18 protein-coding genes are annotated in these 15,700 nt (G+C 70.5%); 9 read left to right on the plus strand and 9 right to left on the minus strand.

Translation table 11 applies throughout. The features are described from left to right. Positions 1 to 126: 126 nt before the first annotated feature. The 6 genes from MTS1_RS11720 (at position 127) to MTS1_RS11745 (ending at position 5,760) form a co-directional block, all read left to right on the plus strand. Entirely contained in the window at positions 127 to 1,011 is an 885-nt protein-coding gene (locus tag MTS1_RS11720) for a PfkB family carbohydrate kinase (RefSeq protein ID WP_023954085.1), read from the plus strand. Positions 1,012 to 1,015: 4 nt separating this feature from the next. After that, positions 1,016 to 1,849, plus strand: a complete 834-nt coding sequence (truA, locus tag MTS1_RS11725) for a tRNA pseudouridine(38-40) synthase TruA (RefSeq protein WP_023954086.1) — start codon at positions 1,016 to 1,018, stop codon at positions 1,847 to 1,849. A 32-nt stretch (positions 1,850 to 1,881) separates the two neighbouring features. Continuing rightward, the gene (locus MTS1_RS11730) at positions 1,882 to 2,550 is read left to right on the plus strand and encodes an endonuclease/exonuclease/phosphatase family protein (protein ID WP_023954087.1); all 669 of its coding nucleotides are present in this window, start codon (positions 1,882 to 1,884) and stop codon (positions 2,548 to 2,550) included. Between the two features lie 74 nt (positions 2,551 to 2,624). Further along, positions 2,625 to 3,254, plus strand: a complete 630-nt coding sequence (locus MTS1_RS11735) for a hypothetical protein (RefSeq protein ID WP_036304775.1) — start codon at positions 2,625 to 2,627, stop codon at positions 3,252 to 3,254. A gap of 130 nt (positions 3,255 to 3,384) precedes the next feature. Beyond that, on the plus strand, positions 3,385 to 4,134 hold the full coding sequence (locus tag MTS1_RS11740; RefSeq protein ID WP_023954089.1) for a hypothetical protein: 750 nt from the start codon (positions 3,385 to 3,387) through the stop codon (positions 4,132 to 4,134). A 129-nt stretch (positions 4,135 to 4,263) separates the two neighbouring features. Then, positions 4,264 to 5,760, plus strand: a complete 1,497-nt coding sequence (locus tag MTS1_RS11745) for a glycosyltransferase (protein WP_023954090.1) — start codon at positions 4,264 to 4,266, stop codon at positions 5,758 to 5,760. A gap of 22 nt (positions 5,761 to 5,782) precedes the next feature. On the opposite strand, the gene MTS1_RS11750 is transcribed toward MTS1_RS11745, so the two are convergent. Together MTS1_RS11750 and MTS1_RS11755 are read right to left on the minus strand one after the other, a co-directional pair. Next, positions 5,783 to 6,829 carry a response regulator transcription factor gene (locus tag MTS1_RS11750; RefSeq protein WP_023954091.1) on the minus strand — a complete coding sequence of 349 codons (1,047 nt, stop codon included), beginning with the start codon at positions 6,827 to 6,829 and terminating at the stop codon, positions 5,783 to 5,785. An 80-nt stretch (positions 6,830 to 6,909) separates the two neighbouring features. Next, positions 6,910 to 8,025: a glycoside hydrolase family 6 protein gene (locus tag MTS1_RS11755; protein ID WP_023954092.1), complete on the minus strand. Its 1,116-nt coding sequence runs from the start codon at positions 8,023 to 8,025 to the stop codon at positions 6,910 to 6,912. 70 nt (positions 8,026 to 8,095) lie between these two features. On the opposite strand from MTS1_RS11755, the gene MTS1_RS11760 reads away from it, so the two are divergent. Together MTS1_RS11760 and MTS1_RS16640 are read left to right on the plus strand one after the other, a co-directional pair. Further along, the gene (locus MTS1_RS11760; RefSeq protein WP_023954093.1) at positions 8,096 to 8,803 is read left to right on the plus strand and encodes a universal stress protein; all 708 of its coding nucleotides are present in this window, start codon (positions 8,096 to 8,098) and stop codon (positions 8,801 to 8,803) included. After that, complete coding sequence (locus MTS1_RS16640) at positions 8,800 to 9,201, plus strand: VanZ family protein (RefSeq protein ID WP_023954094.1); 402 nt, start codon at positions 8,800 to 8,802, stop codon at positions 9,199 to 9,201. The genes MTS1_RS11760 and MTS1_RS16640 overlap by 4 nt, the downstream gene beginning before the upstream one ends. Here the strand turns inward: MTS1_RS16640 and MTS1_RS11770 are convergent. Genes MTS1_RS11770 through MTS1_RS11800 form a run of 7 tightly spaced genes read right to left on the minus strand, consistent with a single transcriptional unit; the run spans position 9,180 to position 14,653 of the window. Beyond that, positions 9,180 to 9,572, minus strand: coding sequence for a PLD nuclease N-terminal domain-containing protein (locus MTS1_RS11770; protein WP_023954095.1), 393 nt, complete (start codon positions 9,570 to 9,572; stop codon positions 9,180 to 9,182). The two genes, MTS1_RS16640 and MTS1_RS11770, sit on opposite strands and share 22 nt — an antisense overlap. A gap of 59 nt (positions 9,573 to 9,631) precedes the next feature. Beyond that, positions 9,632 to 10,702 carry a spore photoproduct lyase family protein gene (locus MTS1_RS11775; RefSeq protein WP_023954096.1) on the minus strand — a complete coding sequence of 357 codons (1,071 nt, stop codon included), beginning with the start codon at positions 10,700 to 10,702 and terminating at the stop codon, positions 9,632 to 9,634. An 8-nt stretch (positions 10,703 to 10,710) separates the two neighbouring features. Next, entirely contained in the window at positions 10,711 to 10,959 is a 249-nt protein-coding gene (locus tag MTS1_RS11780; protein WP_023954097.1) for a hypothetical protein, read from the minus strand. 9 nt (positions 10,960 to 10,968) lie between these two features. After that, positions 10,969 to 11,835 (minus strand): metal ABC transporter permease, encoded by an 867-nt coding sequence (locus MTS1_RS11785; protein WP_370576222.1) that lies wholly within the window; start codon positions 11,833 to 11,835, stop codon positions 10,969 to 10,971. Positions 11,836 to 11,840: 5 nt separating this feature from the next. Then, positions 11,841 to 12,590, minus strand: a complete 750-nt coding sequence (locus MTS1_RS11790; protein ID WP_023954099.1) for a metal ABC transporter ATP-binding protein — start codon at positions 12,588 to 12,590, stop codon at positions 11,841 to 11,843. Continuing rightward, positions 12,587 to 13,528 (minus strand): metal ABC transporter substrate-binding protein, encoded by a 942-nt coding sequence (locus tag MTS1_RS16495; protein WP_023954101.1) that lies wholly within the window; start codon positions 13,526 to 13,528, stop codon positions 12,587 to 12,589. Before MTS1_RS16495 ends, MTS1_RS11790 begins: the two co-directional genes overlap by 4 nt. Before the next feature lie 9 nt (positions 13,529 to 13,537). Next, positions 13,538 to 14,653 carry a Gfo/Idh/MocA family protein gene (locus MTS1_RS11800; RefSeq protein ID WP_023954103.1) on the minus strand — a complete coding sequence of 372 codons (1,116 nt, stop codon included), beginning with the start codon at positions 14,651 to 14,653 and terminating at the stop codon, positions 13,538 to 13,540. A 77-nt stretch (positions 14,654 to 14,730) separates the two neighbouring features. Between MTS1_RS11800 and MTS1_RS11805 the strand changes: the two genes are divergently transcribed. Continuing rightward, on the plus strand, positions 14,731 to 15,693 hold the full coding sequence (locus MTS1_RS11805) for an alpha/beta fold hydrolase (RefSeq protein ID WP_023954105.1): 963 nt from the start codon (positions 14,731 to 14,733) through the stop codon (positions 15,691 to 15,693). The last annotated feature ends 7 nt before the right edge of the window (positions 15,694 to 15,700 follow it).

Consider the following 15,700-nt stretch of genomic DNA (forward strand, 5'->3'; position numbering starts at 1 on the left):
TATCCGGGGTCGTCGGGGGGACGGGCGGCGGCAGCCTCCCAGTGTAGAGCGGCCGCCTGGGGGCGATGTGGTAGACCGGAGGAGGTGCGCGGATCCCGCGTATCGGCTTTCGAGAACAGGTGGAACATGGGCGCTCCCGAGGTCCTGGTGCTGGGCGAAGCGTTGGTCGACATCGTCGAGACCGACGACCGTGTGACCGAGCACGTCGGCGGCAGCCCCGCCAACGTCGCGGTGGGCGTCGCCCGCCTCGGCGTTCCCGTGCGTCTGGCGACGCGGCTGGGACGGGACGAGCGCGGCGAGCGGATCGCGCGTCACGTGCGCGAGGCAGGCGCCGAGGTCGCCGAGGCGTCGTGGACCGAGGCGCCGACCGACACGGCGCGCGCCCGCATCCGTCCCGACGGGTCGGCGCAGTACGACTTCGACGTGGCCGGCGTTGTACCGCCCGTGCCCCGCGGCGACGCCGCTCTCGTGCACACCGGCTCGATCGCCCTGTTCCTCGATCCGGGCGGGGAGACCTGCCTGGCGGCTCTGGAGGCCGCCCGCGGCGAAGCGATCGTCACCGTGGACCCGAACATCCGGCCGGCGCTCGTCGGCTCGCGCCAGACGGCGCTGGCCCGCTTCGCCCGCGCCGCGGCGGCCGCCGATCTCGTCAAGCTCAGCGACGAGGATGCCGAATGGCTGTGGCCCGGCGCCGATGCAGACGGCGTGCTCAAGACGATCGCGGGCCTCGGCGCCGCGGCGGTCGTCATGACGCGCGGCCGCGAGGGGGCGATCGGCCGGGCGCCCGACGGTGCGGTCGTCGAGGTCGCCGGCGTCGCGGTGACGGTGGCCGACACGATCGGCGCGGGCGACTCGTTCATGGCGAGCCTGATCGCCACTCTCGTCGACCGCGGCCTGCCCGCCGACGCCGACGCGCTCGCGGATGCGATGGGGGTCGCGGCGCGCGCCGCGGCGATCACGGTCTCGCGGCCCGGGGCCAATCCGCCCACGCGCGCCGAGCTGGAAGACTGATCGGGTGCGCCTGAGACTGGACATCGCCTACGACGGATCGGGGTTCTCGGGCTGGGCCCGCCAGCCGGGCCTGCGGACAGTTCAGGGGTCGATCGAGGCGGCTGTCAGCCGCGTTCTCGGCGGCGACGCGCAGCTCGTCGTCGCGGGCCGTACCGATGCCGGCGTGCACGCCTCGGGTCAGGTCGCGCACCTCGACCTGAGCGACGCGCAGGAGGCGCGGCTGCGACGAGGCCGCGAGCCCGAGCCGGCCGCCCTCGCCGCGCGCCTGAACGGTGTGCTGGGCCGTTACGCCGACGTCCACGTGCGGGCGACATCCGTTGCTCCGGAGGGGTTCGACGCCCGGTTCTCCGCGGTCTGGCGACGCTACGCCTACCGTGTCGCCGACCGCACGACGGGCTACGACCCGCTCGAGCGCTTCCGCACGACCTTCGTTCCGGTGGCCCTCGACGGCGCAGCGATGGATGCCGCCGCACGCAGCCTGACCGGCCTCCACGATTTCGCCGCGTACTGCAAGCCGCGGCCCGAGGCGACGACGATCCGGACGCTGCTCGAGTTCGGCTGGCGGCGCGACGAGAGCGGTGTGCTCGTCGCCAACGTCAAGGCCGACGCGTTCTGCCACAGCATGGTGCGGGCCCTCGTCGGCGCGTGCGTCGCGGTGGGCGAGGGGCGGCTCGACGTCGAGGACGTCGCGGTCCTCCGCGATGCGCACCGACGGACGAGCGCCTTCGCGGTGCTGGCGGCGCGCGGGCTCACGCTCACGGAGGTCGGATACCCCGCCGACGATCTGCTCGCCGCACGCGCGGAGCAGACCCGCGCCCGCCGCGCAACGGACACCTGACCGAAAGGAAGCGGGCGTAGCCTGGCGGCACCATGAAGGTCATCTCGTACAACCTGCGCAAGCACCGCGCCGCCTCCGAGCTCTCGGAACTCGTCGAGCAGCACGGCGCAGACGTGCTCTGCCTGCAGGAAGCGGACACCAGCGGCATCCCCGACCGGATCAGCGGGCTGCGGCTCGCCGAGGCGACGGCGCGCAACCGCCTGGGACTGGCGGTCTACTACCGGGAGAACACCTTCCGCGCGGTCGAGGTCCGTTCGCTCGCGTTGAAGAAGTCGCTCCACGACCGCGTCCTCAAGCCCGCCGAGGAACGGATGCTCGGCGTGCGGCTGCGGGACATCGACGACGGCCGTGACGTCATCGTGGCGAGCTTCCATGCGGCGCCGCTGACGGCGCTGAACTCGCTGCGCCGCAACCAGATCCAGGCGGCGCTGGGCGCCCTGTCGGAGCTCGGTGAGGGGCTGCCGATCCTCATGGTCGGCGACTACAACTACCCGGTGTTCAAGGAGAACCTCGGGCAGGTCGTGCGCAAGCAGGGGTACGAGCTGACGCTCAGCGACGCCCGCACCTACACGCGCTACAAGTTCTTCCGCGGTCACTACGACTTCGCCACGAGCGTCGGATTCGACATCGAGCGGGTGCAGACGCTGCCGCAGGGCGCGAGCGACCACCTGCCGATCCTGGTCACGGCCGAGCCCGCGTGAGATCGAGCCCGCCCGGCTGTGGCGCTCGGCTCCGCGGCTCCCCCGTACACTCGGGGAGGGAAGGCGGAGGAGACATGATGCGACGCTTGGGGACGGCCGCCGCGACTGCGGTGATGGCTGTGGCTCTCGTGGGATGCGGCCCAGCGCCGTGGAACCTCCCCTCCGGCGGCGGGGGAGACGCGAGCGGCCCCGCGCCCTCGCCGAGCGTCTCGCGCACGGCTGTGCCGCCCCCGGTCCCGAACGACCTCTCGAGCGGCTCGACCGAGCGTCAGGTGACCGCCGGGGCCGTGACGGGATCGCTCAACTACTGGTCCGACCTGTCGATGGACCGGTGGACGGCGACGGCCCTCAAGCCGGTCAGCCTCTCCCTCGTGACGACCGTCAGCCCCGATGACGGGCAGAAGGTCTACCTGCAGAAGGCGACGATGATCGCCGTGCCCGGCAACGCGCAGGGCGACCTCAGCCCGCTGGCACCGACATCCGACCAGTCGGCGACCAATCCCGGCTACCTCGTGCTCTCGCCGTACAGCTACTCGCAGACGTTCTACGTCGGCGAGGTGCCGCCGGAGGCCACGTTCGTCACGATCCGCTTCACGTACGACTTCCTCGTGCAGACGACCCCCACCTCCGACGAGTTCGCGAAGCAGACCGCGACCGACAGCATCACGGTCGCGATCGCGGCGGCCGAGAGCGACGGCGGCTGAAACCTCAAGGTCGCCGCAAGGCGACCTGAAGAGATCGCAAAGCGCCCGGGGCGGTCCTCGCCGGGATGCTTGGATGGCGAGGCCCGCGACATTCGACGCTGGCCCCTCGCCTCGAGAAATCCGGTCTGCCATGTCTCCGCGCCGCACCCCCACCCTCCGCGCACGTACGCTCCGCGCGGGCGCGCTCGCCCTCTCGCTCGTCGTGCTCTCGGGCTGCTCTGAACTGACGGGGATGATCAACGCCGTCCAAGGTGAACCGGTCTCGGCTGTGCCGGCACCGGCGCCTTCGCAGTCGCCCAGCATGGCGTTCAACTCCCAGTTCACCTATGACGGATCGGTGTCGCTCTCGTCCGAGGTGGCGCAGGACCTCGAGCTCCGCCTCGACGTGTGGGCGCAGGATCCCAAGCGGACGCAGGAATGGACGCCCGGAGCGGACAAGACGTTCGGCTTCGCGGTCAACGTCCACGACAAGCGCGTCGACGAGAAGGCCGTGCTGTCGCAGAAACGGCGCGTGTTCATCTCGTCGATCTCGATCACCTCGCAGACCGCGCAGACGTCGGGGCAGGTGCAGAACCCGTTCCAGTTCAGCGCAGACCCGCGCACGCTCGTTCCGAGCGACACGATCCGCTCCGACCGGGGTCTGCTGCTCAACAGCTTCCAGGGCGGCCTCTACGTGCCCGAGACCATCGTCCACGGGCTCCCTGCCGACACCTACGGCATGACGCTCGAGTTCGCGATGACCGTGTGGGTCGAGGGCAACGCGAACGACGATGCGAGCTTCTCCCAGCAGACGGTCTACCAGTACCTGCCGGTCGCGATCTTCAGCGACGAGCAGGCGGCCGACTCCGTTCCCGCGCCGGCTCCCAGCACCACGCCCTGAGGCGGCGCGGGCGCCCGCATTCCTTGCGCAGAAATTGCGGTTGACTTCGTCCGCTCTGCACACGCGGCGCCCCAGAATGGATCGCGGCAGACAACAGCTGCCCCATCACCTCGCACAGGATGTGACCGCATGACCCAGACGCCGTACACGCCGTACACGCCGAACCCGGCGTTCGCGCAGCCGCAGCGCCCCGCCCCGGAGGCGCCGGTGCAGCTGGCGGATCACTTCGAGACGGCATTCCCCGACGACTTCGAGTCGGTCCTCGAGAACACCACCGTCCACCGCTCCACGATCGGCTGCGTCATCCCCGCGTACAACGAGGAGGAGTCAATCGCCGACGTGATCGAGGGCCTGCTCGCGCAGACCCGCGTGCCGGACGTCATCCACGTCATCGCGAACAACACCTCCGACAACACCGTGAAGATCGCCGCTGCGTACGCCGGGCCCCACGAGGTCACGACCGAGCTCGGCACGCAGTTCACCGAGGTGTTCGTCCACGACATCGGTAAGAACCCCGACAAGAAGGTCGGCGCGCTCAACTACGGCTACTCGCTCGTCGAGGGGTACGACTACCTGCTCGGCGTCGACGGTGACACGATCGCCGACTCGCGTGCCGTGGAGTACCTCGAGTCGGAGGCCGTCGGCGACTCGCGCATCGGCGGCATCTCGGCGATCTACTCGATCGACGACAAGCCCATCAAGGGGACGATCGCGAAGTTCCTCATCGCCGGTCAGCGCACCCAGTTCGCCGCCTTCAACATGCAGAACCTACTGCGCGGCCGCAACATGGCCGTGCTGGGCGGGCAGTTCTCGATCTTCTCGACGAACGCGCTGCGCGACGCGATGAAGCAGAACCACCAGTCGACCCCGTGGGTGAAGGATTCCGAGGTCGAGGACTCGCTGCTGTCGCTCCAGATCAAGAGCGCGGGCTACCTGACGAAGATCAGCCCGTACGCCCGCGCGAACGTCGGCGGAATGACGACCCTGAAGGGTTACGACGCCCAGCAGGTGAAGTGGACCTACGGTGCCATCGAGCTGATGTGGCCGGGCCAGCGCGGCGACACGAAGGGGCAGCCGTTCCATCCGAACCTGCGCCTGCGCTGGTTCGAGAACTTCGGGATGCTGACGAACCTGTTCGTGCGCGTCGCGTTCCTCATCCTGCTCGCCGGCTCGCTGTCCATCAACGCGTTCGTCTTCTCCCCGCTCTGGCTGATCCCGCCTCTGGTCGCCGTGCTGCTGAACCTGCGCATGGCCCGCAGTATCAAGGACCACAATCAGCGCGACATCCTCTTCGCCATCCTGGTGTTCCCCGCCGAGGCGTTCATGTGGATCCGGCTCGGCCACTTCATGCGCTCGTGGTCGCGCTTCCTGTCGAAGAAGAAGGTCGACAACTGGGCGATGCAGGCCAAGGCCGAGAGCGGCGGCGGCAGCATCGGTCACTGGATGCCGCTGGTGATCCTCGCCGCGGTGCTGCTGGCGATGGCCGTCGTGTGGAACATCATCGGCCCCGTCGCGCAGTCGTCGATCCTGTGGATCGGATGGCCGATCGTCGGTGTCGTCACCGTGCTGCAGACCCTGCTGATGTTCTCCAAGCTGGTCCGCCGCCAGAACGGCTACAAGGTCTGAACCGGAGGCCGGGTCCGCCGGTTCAGACCGCTGCGGCGGCCTCCGACGTCATGCGGTATCCGACACCCCGGACGGTCTCGATGTACCGCGGGGTCGTCGGGCTGTCGCTCAGCTTGCGACGGAGGTTGGTCATGTGCGCCTCGATCGCCCGCTTGTCGGCCTCGCCCACGAAATAGCTCGTGACGTAGGACTCGCCGCGCAGGACGAGCGTCAGGTCGGCCTTCGACCTGACCCGGCGCTTGGAGGCCATCAGCGTCGAGAGCAGATCGAACTCGGTGCGGGTGAGCTCCAGCTCGCGGCCGGCGATGTAGGCCAGCCGCGTGTCGGTGTCGACCTGCAGGTCGCGGTGCGTCAGCCAGTGGTCGCCCGTGGTCGGCACGAGATCGCCGCCGGGCTGGTGCACCACGATGTCGGCGCCGGGCGCCGGTGCCGGTGCCGGTGCCGGGGCGTCGCTCGGGTGGTGCACGATCACCTGCTGCTGCGGCGGTGATGACTGCGGGGGCGCGGGCGGCGGTGCGTACTGCGGCGGGGCGGGCTGCTGCGGGGCCGAGCCCGGGAAGCGGGCGAGGTACTCCTCGTACGACAGAGGTGCGGTCTCGGCGGGGCCGGGAGCCGGGGCGGACGGGGCGGGGCGTGCGCCCGGGAACGACGGGCCGACCGAGTCCTGCTGGGGGGTCTGCTGCGGGGCGGCGGCGCGCGGACGCCGCAGCAGCGCGTCGACCCGCGCCCGGAACTCGCGCGGGCGGAACGGCTTGACGATGTACTCGTCGGCGCCGGCGCCGAGTCCGAGCACGACATCCGCCTCTTCGGAGAGCCCGGTGAGCATGATGATGTATGTGTCGCTCTGCGCGCGGATCCGCCGCGCGGCCTCGAAGCCGTCGATGCCGGGCATGTTGACGTCCAGCGTCGTCAGCAACGGCCGGTACGACAGCACGGCTTGGATGCCGTCGATGCCGTTGCCCACCGAGACGGTGGAGAATCCGGCTGCCTCGAGCACCTCGACGAGGAGATGACGGATGTCCGGATCGTCCTCGACGATGACCGCCGTCTTCAACTGCTCGGACATCATGTTCGTCACTCTTCTCCCTCAGGTTCGGGTTATTTTGCCACACGCGAGCGACGCGGCACTCCCGGAGGAACGCCGAAGAGTCAGGGCGCGACGCCGCGCGTGAGCTCGACGGCTCCTTCGGGCCACCAGACGCCAGCGGCGGGCCCGCCGTTGCACGGTCCGTCGCTCTCTCCCGGCGGCTTGATCCACAGGTTCGTGTCGACGACGTCGTCACCGAACGTGCCGCTCGGATCGCCCACGGTGCGCCCGGGCGGATTGCACCATTCGCCGTCACCCGGAGCGCCCGCGCCGTTGCGCGAGGTGTCGACGAGGGCGTGCATGCCGCCCAGGCGGTCGGACAGGGCGTGGGCGTAGGCGAACTCGTCGTAGGTGTCGTTGAAATTCGACACGTTCGTCACGAAGCCGCGCACCCCCGAGACCGCGACCCGCTCGATGAGTCCCGCCATCACCTCGGGGCCGAGCCAGTTCGAGTGCCCGCCGTCGACGTAGACCCAGGTGTCCGGGCCCGTCAGACGACCGAGCGCCCCGCGCAGCTGGTCGACGCGCTCGTCGACGTTTCCGCACTGCGGGGCGAGGGCCAGGCTGTCGGGCTCGACGATCACGACCTTCTTCACGTCCGGAACCGAACGCAGCGCCGTGCCGATCTGCTTCGTCCACGTCTCGTAGTCGGCCTCGTCGAGACCGCCCGCGGAGTGATTGCCGCAGTCGCGGCCGGGCAGGCCGTAGACGACGACCGCCATCGCGGTGCGCGACTCGCGCGCCTCGTCCGCGATGTTCAGCACGCGCTCGCCGACCGCGCCGATGGGATCCTGCTCGGGGGTGAGCCAGTACGCCGTCGGCTGGGCGGCGAGATACTCGGCGGCGGCGACCTCGTCCGCCGATCCGCCCTCGGCTGCGGCGCGCGCGGCTTTCGACTCGGCGGGCGCGACGAAAGCGGTGCCGACGCCCGGGGGCCGTGCGGTGAGCGCCTGCACCCCGCCCATCACGAGCGATACCACCAGGGCGATCCCGGCGACGACGAGCGCCACCGCGGCGACGATGATCGCGATCCACCCCCAGCGCGGCAGCCGGCGGCGCCGGCGAGCGGGCCGAGGCGGAGCGGGCCGTTCGGGCGGCGGCGGTGGTTCGTAATGTCCGCTGAGGACATAGCGACCGGCGTCGTGATGCGATGCATCGGAGCCGGGTCGCTGTGCCACGCACTGACTCTAACCGCTGCCGGCCGCGAGACCCATCGTGCCGGTCCGCCGCGGCGGATACCCTGGGGCCATGGGCGACGTGATCCTGGGAGTGACCGACGCGGACGGCACGGGTGCGCGGGAGTGGGCGTTCCGGCGCGCCGAGGCGCTGGGAGTGACACTGCGCGAGCTGCTGATCGCGCCCACGCGCGACGATGCCGACCGTGCCGCCGCGGCGACGGCGGATGCCGAGATCCTCGTGCTCCCCGAAGAACACGGTCATGCGTACCGCGCACTTCTCGCACACGCGCACTGCCCGGTCGCGATCGTCCCCGACCGGCTCGACGCTGATGCCGAGGCTCGCGACGTCGCGAGGACGGGTGTGCTCGTCGGCGTCGACGCGTCCGAAGTCTCGGCCCGGGCGCTCGACTTCGCCGCCCGCGAGGCCGTGCGAACGGGTGAGCCGCTCGTCGCCCTCGCCGCCTGGGAACCGGTCTCGGTCGGCACCGAGCCGGGCCTCGATCTGTGGACCGGTCCCATGCCCGTCGACCTCACCGAAGCGACGGCCGGGATGCTGGAGCGCATGCTCGAGCCGGTGCACGCCGAGCACCCGCAGCTCGAGGTGCGCTCGCGCATCGACGTCGGCGACGCCTCCGCGCTCATCGAGGACGCGTCGCGCGGCGCCGTGCTGACCGTCGTCGGCTCGCACGGACGCACCGGGTTGTCGCGCCTGCTGCTCGGATCGGTCAGCGAGCGCGTCGCCGCCCACGTCGGTTCTCCGACCGTCATCGTTCGGTGACCCGCCGCGCACGAGCTCTGCTGATCGGTTACGTCGTCGTCCTCGCGCTCATCGCGTTCTGGCCGACGCCCGTCGATCGCGACGCCGGCCCGATCCTCCGGGCGATCACCTCGGCCGTGCCGTGGCTGACATACGACCGCATCGAGTTCTCGGCCAACATCGCCCTCTTCATCCCGTTCGGATGGTGCGCGGCGCTCGGCTGGCCCCGCTGGCACGCCTACGTCGTCCCCGCCGGCCTCGTCATCTCCGTCGTGATCGAGATGGCGCAAGGTGTGCTGCTCGCGGAGCGGACCGCGAGCGCGTGGGACGTCGTGGCCAACACCCTCGGCACGACGGCGGGCTGGCTCATCGCCCGCCGGTGGGTCGTCGGGCGGGATCAGCCGGCGTCGGGCGACTGAAGACCCTGTGCGCGGCGGCGACGGATCTCGGCCTCGAGCTCGGCGATCTCGATCTCGCGTTCGAGGTCGGCGAGCTGCTGCGCCGTCGACCGGTAGTCGCGGGGCTGCGGGCGGCTGGCCGGGGCGGCGGGCGCCGGCTCGTCGCGGGACCACCGGCGCGGGTCGCCGAAGCTCATCGACTCTCGCGGTGCGGTGTCCCACTCGCGTCCGAGGGCGAACCACAGCACCGATCCGAGGAGCGGCAGGAAGACGATGAAGAGCACCCAGGCGAACTTCGGCAGGTGCTTGACCTGGTCGTCGCGGCGGGTGATGGCGTCGACGAGAGCTGCGACCATCAGGACGAGGACGAGCAGGGGCAGCAGCAGATACACCCCGCCAGGGTGGCGCAGATCCGCGCGTCCGCGCAAGGGAGGGGCACCGGGGGAGCGGGTCAGAACGCGTAGCGGATGCGGCACGACGGCAGCTCGCGCTCGATGAGAGCGCAGAGCGTCGCGACGGCCTCGCCCTTGAGGGGCGAGCGGTACCGCACGTTGATCGCGCCGTTCTGAGAGCGCTTGGTCTCCTGCATGCGCGGGGTCCACAGCAGGTCCTCGCCGCGCGGATGCCAGCCGAGGTTGATCTCGTGCAGGCCCTCATTGTGGGTGAGCATGATGATCTCGCACGCCAGCTGCGCCTTCGCGCGGTCGGAGAGCACGTCGTCCAGTTCCCGCAGCAGGGCCGTCCAGTCGGCCACCCAGGTCGGGGTGAGGATGACGGGCGAGAAGTTCAGGTGCACTTCGTAGCCGGCATCGACGAAGTCGTTGATCGCGGCGATCCGCTCGGAGACCGGCGACGTCCGGATGTCGGTGACCTTCGCCGTGTCGTGCGGCATGAGCGAGAAGCGGATGCGGGTGCGCCCGAGCGGATCCCAGTCGAGCAGGTCGCGATTGACGTACTTCGTCGCGAACGAGGCCTTGGCCGTCGGCGACATCCGGAAGAGCTCGCACAGGTCGCGGACGTTCTCGCTGATCATCGCGTCGACCGAGCAGTCGCTGTTCTCGCCGATGTCGTAGACCCACGCCTCGGGGTCGCACTGGTTCGGCTCGGTCTTCGGTCCCTGCCGGGAGATGTGGCGGGCGAGATGGCGGGAGATCTCGTCGATGTTGGCGAAGACCGTGACGGGGTTGCTGTATCCCTTGCGGCGCGGCACGTAGCAGTACGAGCAGGCCATGGCGCAGCCGTTCGCCGTCGACGGCGCGATGAAATCGGCCGAGCGGCCGTTGAGCCGGGTCGCGACCGACTTCTTCACACCGAGCACGAGCGCCTCGGTCTTGATCCGCACCCAGCGGCGCACGTTCGTCTCGTCGCCGTGGATCTCGGGAACGAGCCAGTGCGAGTCGATCGGCACGATCTCGGCATCGGGCCACCGCGCCACGATCTCCTGCCCGCGGGGCAGCGCGAGCGCGGCCTCCTCGGCGTAGATGCGGCTGATCTGCAGCAGCGGGGCCCGATCCCGGGACATCCGGCCGGTCAGCCGGCCTGCTCGAGCTCGATCTCGCCGGCGGCGAGGGCGTCGGCGTACGTGCGGACGTCGGGGCCGGGCTCCCAGTCGATGAACTTGTCCTTCATGTGGCTGACGAGCGCGGCGTAGGCCTTGTCGGCGTCGTTCGCGTCGTCGGTCGCGGCGACGGCGGCGACGGCATCCTGCAGGACACGGTCGGCGTCGTCGAGCACCTTCTGGCGGGCTTCGTCGTTCCAGTGGATCTCGCTGATCTTCATAGCGGCACGCTAGCCAGCGGGAACGGATTCGGCGACGGACTTGCGCGAGGCGATCCGACGGCCGATGATCCCGTGCTTCGGGCTGAAGAGGTACACCGCGGCGAACACGACGCCCTGCACGAGCACGACGAGTCCGCCCGACGAGGCGTCCACCCAGTAGCTCAAGTAGATGCCGACGATCGAGGATGCCGCCGAGAGCACCGGCGCGATGACGAGCATGCGGCCGAAGCGGTCGGTGAGCAGGTGCGCCGTGGCTCCCGGGATGATGAGCATCGCGACCACCAGCACGACGCCCACGACCTGCAGGGCGACGACCGCGGTCAGCGCGAGGACGCCCAGCAGGAGGCCCGACAGCAGGCGGGGAGAGAGCCCGATGGCGAAGGTGTGGATCGGGTCGAAGGCGAACAGGGTGAGGTCGCGCCGCTTGATGAACAGGACCGCGAAGGCGACGGCGGCCAGGACGCCGATCTGCACGAGGTCGCCCGCCGAGACCCCGAGGACGTTGCCGAAGAGGATGTGGTTGAGGTCGGTCTGGCTCGGCGTGACCGAGATGAGCACGAGGCCGAGCGCGAACAGCGTCGTGAACACGATGCCGATGGCGGCATCCTCCTTCACGCGGCTCGTGCCCCGGATGATGCCGATGAGGGCGACCGCGACGAAGCCGAACACCAGGGCGCCGATCGCGAACGGGGCGCCCAGGACGTAGGCGAGCACCACACCGGGGAGCACGGCGTGACTGACGGCGTCGCCCATCAGCGACCAGCCGATGAGGACGAGCCAGCACGACAGCACGGCGCAGACGACCGCGGCGATGGCCGTGGCCGACAGGGCGCGCAGCATGAACTCGTACTGCAGCGGCTCGAGCAGGATGTCGATGACGGTCACGGGCGCTCCTCGGTGGTCAGGCCGAAGGCGCGCGCCAGCAGCTCGGGGCGGAGCGCCTCGTCGACGGCTCCCTGGAAGACGACGCGGCGCAGCAGCAGCACCGCCTCGTCGGCGAGGGATGGGAGGGCGTGGAGGTCGTGGGTGGAGACCAGCACGGTGCGGCCGTCGGCGGCGAGCTCGCGCAGCAAGCGGACGATCGTCGCCTCGGACTTCTTGTCGACGCCCGCGAACGGCTCGTCGAGGAGCAGGATGCCGGCATCCTGAGCGATGCCGCGCGCGACGAACGCGCGCTTGCGCTGTCCGCCCGACAGTCGGCCGATCTGACGGTCGGCGAGTTCGCTCAGCTCGACGCGCTCGAGCGCGGCGTCGACGGCGCGATGGTCGTCGGGGCGCGGGCGCCGGGTGGGGCCCAGGCGTCCGTATCGGCCCATCATCACGACGTCGCGCACCGACACCGGGAAGGTCCAGTCGACGTCCTCGCTCTGCGGCACGTACCCGATGAGGCCGCGACGGCGAGCGGCGGCGGGAGTCTGCCCGGCGATGCTCACCCGTCCGCTCGCGGGGCGCACGAGGCCCGTGATCGATTTGAACAGCGTCGACTTTCCCGAGCCGTTCATGCCGATCAGTGCGGTGACCCGTCCGGGCGTGACGGTGAGATCGACGTCGTCGAGCGCCACGATGTCGCGGTAGCGCACCGAGACCCCCGAGACCTCGATCCCGGGGGATGCGCCGCTCGCGGTGCTCACGAGGCGCTCCCGGTCAGCGCCGCCGTGATCGTCTCGGCGTCGTGGCGGATGAGGTCGAGGTAGGTCGGCACGGGTCCGCCCTGCTCGGAGAGCGAATCGACGTAGAGCGTGCCGCCGAAGACGGCATCCGTCGCCTCGACCACCTGCTGCATCGGGCGGTCCGACACGGTCGATTCGCAGAAGACGGCGGGCACGTCGTTGTCCTGGACGAACTCGATCGTCTGCCGGATCTGCTGGGGCGTCGCCTGCTGCTCGGCATTGACGGGCCAGATGTAGGCCTCGGTGAGTCCGGCGTCGCGGGCGAGGTACGAAAAGGCGCCCTCGCATGTGACGAGCGCCCGCTGTTCGACAGGAACCGTCGCGAGGTCGGCGACGAGATCGTCGTGGATCCGCTGCAGCTCGTCGTTGTATGCCGCGCCGTTCGCGGCGTAGGCGTCGGCGCCCGCGGGATCGAGTTCGCTGAACGCCGCGACGATGTTGTCGACGTACAGCTGCACGTTCAGGGGGCTCATCCAGGCGTGAGGGTTGGGCTTGCCGGCATAGGCGTCGCCGGTGATGTCGATCGTCTCGACGCCGTCGGAGACCACGGCGTGCGGTGCGTCGGCGGTCTCCACGAACCGTGCGAACCATGACTCGAGGCCCAGCCCGTTGTCGAGGATCAGATCCGCGTCGGATGCCGCCGCGATGTCGCGCGGGGTGGGCTCGTAGCCGTGGATCTCGGCTCCGGCCTTCGTGATCGAGCGCACATCGAGCCGGTCGCCCGCGACGTTGCGCGCGATGTCGGCGAGCACCGTGAAGGTCGTCAGCACGACGGGCCGGCCCTCGGACGGCTCGCCCGAGACGTCGGCGTTCGAGCCCGTCGCGCAGCCCGCGAGCAGTGCGGTCACCGCGCCGAGGGCGACCAGGGCGGAGAGGCGACGATGTCGATTTTTCGGCATACCGAAAAATTACCCGCTGGCCTCCCGGGCATGCAATTCCGCGTCGACGACATCGGCCCAGGGTTGACGCGTCGAGCGCACGGTGTTACCGGTCTCGGCCGCCTGCTGCGAGAGCTGCGCCAGGTAGTGATCCTGGCTCGCCTCGGCCAGCGAATACACCGGTGCGCTGCCGTCGATGGCGTGGGGCATGCCATCGAGCATGCGCGCGATCGCGATCTCGTCGTCGTTGAGGCGGGCGGGCAGGAAGGGGTTGCGGAAGAGCCATTCCTCGCCGAGGAGGATGCCGCGCAGGAACATCCCCTCGAGGTTGCCGCCCTCGCCGGTCATGACCCGTCGCAGAGAGTCGAAGACGGGCTCGTCGAACCGGCGGAGGCGGCGCACCTCGCCGTTCTCGATCTCGCCGCGCTCGCCGCGGATCAACAGGCGGTTGCCGCGGATCCACGAGAAGTACTGCTCGCTCGCGAAGTCGTACACGCCCAGGCGGTCGTCGAAGGCGAACCGTGCCGTGGTCTGCGTCGCCGTGACGACGCGCTCGGCGGTCGGGTCGCCGGCGCGGTCGGGGCCGGCCACGAGCGGGGAGCGGAAGACGGATGCCGAGATCTCGACCTCGTCGGCGCCGATCCCGAGGGCCCGCCGCATGACGCTGACGCCGTGGTAGTCGTGGCACTGCGCGACGAGTGCGTACGACGGGATGCCCAGCCGGCCGGAACGGGCGACCGCGAGCTGCGCCGACAGCAGCGGTGAGAGGTGGTACTGCTCGGCGACCTGGACGGTCGGCATCCCCGGGCGGGCCAGGTGCTCCCACAGGGCGACGAGGTCGTCGATCCCCGCCGCGGGCGGGGTCTCGGTCAGGACCGGGATGCCGCGGCCGGCGAGGTCGACGATGATCCCGGGCGCCACGTCGCGCGGCACCGACACGACGACGAGGTCGGGGGTGCCGTCGGCGAGGAGCGTGTCGAGGTCGGGGTAGCCGCGGACGCCCCAGCGCGTCTCGGTCTCGGCCGCCGTCGCCGCGCTGCGGGTGACGAGACCGGTGACGCGGAACCGCTCGGGCAGGGCGGCGGCGACGCGCAGGAAGAAGTCGCTGCGCCAGCCGCTGCCGACGATGGCGAAGGTGAGGGTCATCGGCACAGTCTGCACGGGCCGGCGTGTGAGACGGTAGGGACATGGTGGAGGGGCGCGCTCGCGGCGGTGAAGATGATATGGAGCCGGCCGACATCGACGTCGAGACGGTCGCGTTCGACGGGGTGCGCACGCGGGTCACGCGGGTGCAGACCGCCTCGTCGGCGGACGCGGAGCGGGTCTTCGTGCTGATCGCGGGGATCGGGGTCGCCGCGACGTACTTCGACCTGCTCGCTCCCTTGCTCGCGCAGAACGCGCGGGTCTTCGCGCTCGACCTCCCCGGCTTCGCGGGCCAGCGTGCGCCGCGTGACGAGCCGTCGGTGTCGTTCTTCGCCGACCAGGTGGAGGCGGTGCTCGACCGGTTCGAGCTCGAGGACCCGGTGCTGCTCGGGCACTCCTTCGGCACGCAGATCGTGACGGAGGTGCTCGCGCGGCGCCCCGCCATCCGTCAGGCCGTTCTCATCGGGCCGGTCGTGAACGACCGCGAGCGCTCGGTGGTGCTGCAGGGGATCCGGTTCGCGCAGTCGTCGCTGTTCGAGCCGTTCCGTCTCGTGCTGCTGGCGGTCAGCGCCTACCTGCTCTGCGGTTTCGCATACTTCATGCGGGTGCTGCCGCACATGATGCGGTATCCGCTGCGCGACCGCCTGGCGGACGTCTCTGCGCAGGTGCTGCTGATCCGCGGCGCGCGCGACTTCTCGTCGCCGCGGTACTTCCACTCGGAGCTCCTGTCCGTCGCGCACGACGCGTGGCGGTGGGAGATCCACGGTGCCGCGCACTCGGTCATCAACGGCAACGCGATCGGCGTAGCCAAGCTCATGGACGCCTTCGTCGCGGGCGACCTGCCGCGCCGCGGTCAGATGTCGCAGGAGGAGGCACGCGTGCCCCGCCCGGCGTACGGCGGGATCGCCCTGATGTGGCGGGCGGCCCGCTATCGCGTGCAGGAATGGTTCAGCGCGCGGGAGGGCGACGAGGTCGGCGTCGAGCACGCGAAGGAGTCGCACGCCGCCGTCATGTGGCGCGCGTTCACCGGCGGACGGCGCTGAGCCGTCA

It is taken from the genome of Microbacterium sp. TS-1 (genome assembly GCF_000509385.1).
Taxonomy (GTDB): Bacteria; Actinomycetota; Actinomycetes; order Actinomycetales; family Microbacteriaceae; genus Microbacterium; species Microbacterium arborescens.

What these genes read in the sequence shown, in the direction of transcription:
- MTS1_RS11750 (WP_023954091.1), bottom strand. Translation starts at nt 6,829, where the DNA reads ATGATGTCCGAGCAGTTGAAGACGGCGGTCATCGTCGAGGACGATCCG.
- MTS1_RS11800 (WP_023954103.1), bottom strand. Translation starts at nt 14,653, where the DNA reads ATGACCCTCACCTTCGCCATCGTCGGCAGCGGCTGGCGCAGCGACTTC.
- MTS1_RS11735 (WP_036304775.1), top strand. Translation starts at nt 2,625, where the DNA reads ATGATGCGACGCTTGGGGACGGCCGCCGCGACTGCGGTGATGGCTGTG.
- MTS1_RS11760 (WP_023954093.1), top strand. Translation starts at nt 8,096, where the DNA reads ATGGGCGACGTGATCCTGGGAGTGACCGACGCGGACGGCACGGGTGCG.
- MTS1_RS11775 (WP_023954096.1), bottom strand. Translation starts at nt 10,702, where the DNA reads ATGTCCCGGGATCGGGCCCCGCTGCTGCAGATCAGCCGCATCTACGCC.
- MTS1_RS11730 (WP_023954087.1), top strand. Translation starts at nt 1,882, where the DNA reads ATGAAGGTCATCTCGTACAACCTGCGCAAGCACCGCGCCGCCTCCGAG.
- MTS1_RS11805 (WP_023954105.1), top strand. Translation starts at nt 14,731, where the DNA reads ATGGAGCCGGCCGACATCGACGTCGAGACGGTCGCGTTCGACGGGGTG.
- MTS1_RS11745 (WP_023954090.1), top strand. Translation starts at nt 4,264, where the DNA reads ATGACCCAGACGCCGTACACGCCGTACACGCCGAACCCGGCGTTCGCG.
- MTS1_RS11740 (WP_023954089.1), top strand. Translation starts at nt 3,385, where the DNA reads ATGTCTCCGCGCCGCACCCCCACCCTCCGCGCACGTACGCTCCGCGCG.
- MTS1_RS16495 (WP_023954101.1), bottom strand. Translation starts at nt 13,528, where the DNA reads ATGCCGAAAAATCGACATCGTCGCCTCTCCGCCCTGGTCGCCCTCGGC.
- MTS1_RS11720 (WP_023954085.1), top strand. Translation starts at nt 127, where the DNA reads ATGGGCGCTCCCGAGGTCCTGGTGCTGGGCGAAGCGTTGGTCGACATC.
- MTS1_RS11780 (WP_023954097.1), bottom strand. Translation starts at nt 10,959, where the DNA reads ATGAAGATCAGCGAGATCCACTGGAACGACGAAGCCCGCCAGAAGGTG.